We start from the raw sequence: 222 nt of genomic DNA, 5'->3' as shown, positions 1-222 counted from the left end.
GTGGTCGTACGCGTCGGCGACGTGGACCAGCTGCAGTGAGTCACCGGCGGCGTCGATGATCTCGTCCATGTTGCCGCCGTAGTGGAACGTGTGGCAGGCGACGTAGACGAAGCCGACGTGCTTCGAGTTCAGGCCGCGGATCACCCGGAGCGCCTCGAGCCCGTCCTCGACGAAGTCGTCGGGGTGCGGGTCGATGAGCACACGGATGCCGGCGTCCTCGAT

At 66.7% G+C, this 222-nt stretch carries 1 protein-coding gene; it reads right to left on the bottom strand.

All coding sequences use genetic code 11. From position 1 onward, the window contains the following. Positions 1-222 (bottom strand): sugar phosphate isomerase/epimerase family protein (locus BIU89_RS13640; RefSeq protein WP_139179206.1); only part of this gene is annotated, 222 nt, incomplete at both ends.

Source organism: Curtobacterium sp. MCBA15_005, assembly GCF_001864855.1.
Taxonomy (GTDB): Bacteria; Actinomycetota; Actinomycetes; order Actinomycetales; family Microbacteriaceae; genus Curtobacterium; species Curtobacterium flaccumfaciens.
The sequence above is the reverse complement of the archived record's forward strand: the minus strand, read 5'-3'. Positions and strand labels throughout refer to the sequence as shown.